The organism is Nocardia nova NBRC 15556 (assembly GCF_001613005.1).
GTDB lineage: Bacteria > Actinomycetota > Actinomycetes > Mycobacteriales > Mycobacteriaceae > Nocardia > Nocardia nova.
The window spans coordinates 1-3,180 of sequence record NZ_BDBN01000173.1 but is presented as its reverse complement, the minus strand read 5'-3'; the positions used below and the strand labels follow the sequence as shown (position 1 = coordinate 3,180).

General features: G+C 69.2%; 1 protein-coding gene. It reads left to right on the top strand.

Annotated elements, in window-relative coordinates; genetic code table 11:
• A partial coding sequence (locus tag NN2_RS35475; RefSeq protein WP_063019628.1) for a pyruvate carboxylase occupies window positions 1-3,180 on the top strand: 3,180 nt, incomplete at both ends.

Genomic DNA, 3,180 nt, shown 5'->3' with positions numbered 1-3,180 from the left:
TCAAGGCCGACGAGTCGTACCAGATCGGTGTCCCCGGACATCCGGTGCGCGCCTACCTCTCGATTCCCGAGATCATCAGCGCCGCCAAGTCCGCCGGCGTCGATGCGGTCTACCCCGGCTACGGCTTCCTGTCGGAGAATCCGGACCTCGCCGCGGCCTGTGCGGCCGAGGGCATCACCTTCATCGGCCCCTCGGCCGAGGTGCTCGAACTGACCGGTAACAAGGCGCGGGCCATCGCGGCGGCGAAGGCGGCCGGGCTCCCGGTGCTGAACTCCAGCGCGCCCTCGGCCGATGTCGAGGAGTTGCTGCGGGCATCGGAGGAGATGGACTTCCCGGTGTTCGTGAAGGCGGTCGCCGGCGGTGGCGGTCGCGGTATGCGCCGGGTGGCGGATCGGGTGCAACTGCGCGAGGCCATCGAGGCCGCCATGCGCGAGGCGGAATCGGCGTTCGGAGACGCGACGGTCTTCCTCGAGCAGGCGGTGATCAACCCGCGGCATATCGAGGTGCAGATCCTGGCCGATCAGCACGGCAACGTCATGCATCTGTTCGAGCGTGACTGTTCGCTGCAGCGGCGGCATCAGAAGGTGATCGAGCTGGCGCCCGCGCCGAATCTGGATCCCGCACTGCGGATGCGTATTTGCGCCGACGCGGTGGCGTTCGCGCGCCAGATCGGGTACTCGTGCGCGGGCACCGTGGAGTTCCTGCTCGACGAGCGCGGCCAGCACGTGTTCATCGAGATGAACCCGCGGATCCAGGTCGAGCACACGGTGACCGAGGAGATCACCGATGTGGATCTGGTGCAGTCGCAGTTGCGCATCGCGGCCGGCGAGTCGCTGGCGGATCTGGGGCTGAGTCAGGACAGCGTGTCGATTCACGGTGCCGCGCTGCAGTGCCGGATCACGACCGAGGATCCGGCCAACGGATTCCGTCCCGACACCGGCCGCATCACCGCCTACCGCTCGCCCGGCGGCGGTGGCATCCGGCTCGACGGCGGGGCGAATCTCGGCGCCGAGGTCGGCGCCCACTTCGACTCCATGCTGGTCAAGCTGACCTGTCGCGGCCGTGACTTCGGCGCGGCGGTGGCGCGGGCCCGGCGCGCGGTGGCGGAATTCCGCATCCGCGGCGTGGCCACCAACATCCCCTTCCTGCAGGCCGTGCTCGACGATCCGGATTTCCGCGCCGGACGCATCACCACCTCGTTCATCGACGAGCGCCCGGAACTGCTGACCCAGCGCGGTTCGGCCGACCGCGGCACCCGCATCCTGCGCTATCTGGCCGACGTGACCGTGAACAAGCCGCACGGTGAGCGGCCGACGGCGGTCTACCCGCACGACAAGTTGCCGGCGATCGATCTGGGTGCGCCGCCGCCGGACGGTACCCGCCAGCGTCTGCTCGAACTGGGACCCGAGGGTTTCGCGCGGTGGTTGCGGGAGCGCGACGCGGTCGGCGTCACCGACACCACGTTCCGCGACGCCCATCAGTCGCTGCTCGCGACGCGGGTGCGCACGCGCGGACTGCTGACCGTCGCCGGGCACGTGGCGCGGATGACCCCGGAACTGTTGTCGGTCGAATGCTGGGGTGGCGCGACCTACGATGTGGCGCTGCGCTTCCTGTACGAGGACCCGTGGGAGCGGCTGGCCGCGCTGCGGGAGGCGATTCCGAACATCTGCTTGCAGATGCTGCTGCGCGGGCGCAACACCGTCGGGTACACGCCGTATCCGGAGCAGGTGACGCGGGCGTTCGTGCGCGAGGCCACCGGTACCGGTATTGATATCTTCCGGATCTTCGACGCGCTGAACAATGTGGATCAGATGCGGCCGGCGATCGACGCGGTACGCGAGACCGGCACCGCGCTGGCCGAGGTCGCGATGTCCTATACCGGTGATTTGTCGAATCCGGACGAGAACCTCTACACCCTCGACTACTACCTGAAGCTCGCCGAGCAGATCGTCGAGGCCGGCGCGCACGTGATCGGCATCAAGGACATGGCCGGGCTGCTGCGAGCGCCGGCCGCGCACACGCTGGTGACCGCGCTGCGCAGCAACTTCGATCTGCCGGTGCACGTGCACACCCACGACACTCCGGGCGGGCAACTCGCCACCTACCTGGCCGCCTGGCAGGCCGGCGCGGACGCCGTGGACGGGGCGAGTGCGCCGATGGCTGGCACCACGAGCCAGCCCGCGCTCTCGGCGATCGTCGCCGCGGCCGCGCATTCGCCCTACGACACCGGGCTGAACCTCGATGCCGTCTGCGACCTCGAGCCGTACTGGGAGGCACTGCGAAAGGTGTACGCCCCCTTCGAGTCCGGGTTGCCGGGGCCGACCGGGCGGGTGTACCACCACGAGATCCCGGGCGGGCAGCTGTCGAATCTGCGGCAGCAGGCGATCGCGCTCGGGCTGGGCGACCGGTTCGAAGAGGTCGAGGCGAAGTACGCGGCCGCCGACCGGCTGCTGGGCCGGCTGGTGAAGGTCACCCCGTCCTCCAAGGTGGTCGGCGATCTGGCCCTGTCGCTGGTCGGATCGGGCGTGGACGTGGACGATTTCGCCACCGACCCCGCGCGCTACGACATCCCGGACTCGGTCATCGGTTTCCTGCGTGGCGAACTGGGCACCCCGGCGGGCGGCTGGCCCGAACCCTTCCGCAGCCGCGCCCTCGAAGGTCGCGGCCCGGCGAAGCCGGAAGTGCCGCTGACCGCGGAAGACGCCGCGGCACTGGACGGTTCGTCACAGCAGCGCCGAGAGACGTTGAACCGGTTGCTGTTTCCTGCTCCGACCGCGGAATTCCTGGCGCATCGGGAGAAGTACGGCGACACCACCGGATTGTCGGCGAACCAGTTCTTCTACGGTCTGCGCCACGGTGAGGAACACCGCGTCGAACTGGAGAAGGGCGTCACCCTGCTCATCGGCCTCGAGGCGATCTCGGAGCCGGACGAGCGCGGCATGCGCACGGTGATGTGCATTCTCAACGGGCAGCTGCGTCCGGTGCAGGTGCGCGACCGCTCGATCGCCAGCGAGGTTCCGGTGGCGGAGAAGGCCGACAAGAACAACGCCGGCCACATCGCCGCACCCTTCGCCGGTGTCGTCACCCTGACCGTCGGTGAGGGCGATACGGTCGCCGCCGGTGACACGGTCGGCACCATCGAGGCCATGAAGATGGAGGCCGCCATCACCGCACCCCGCG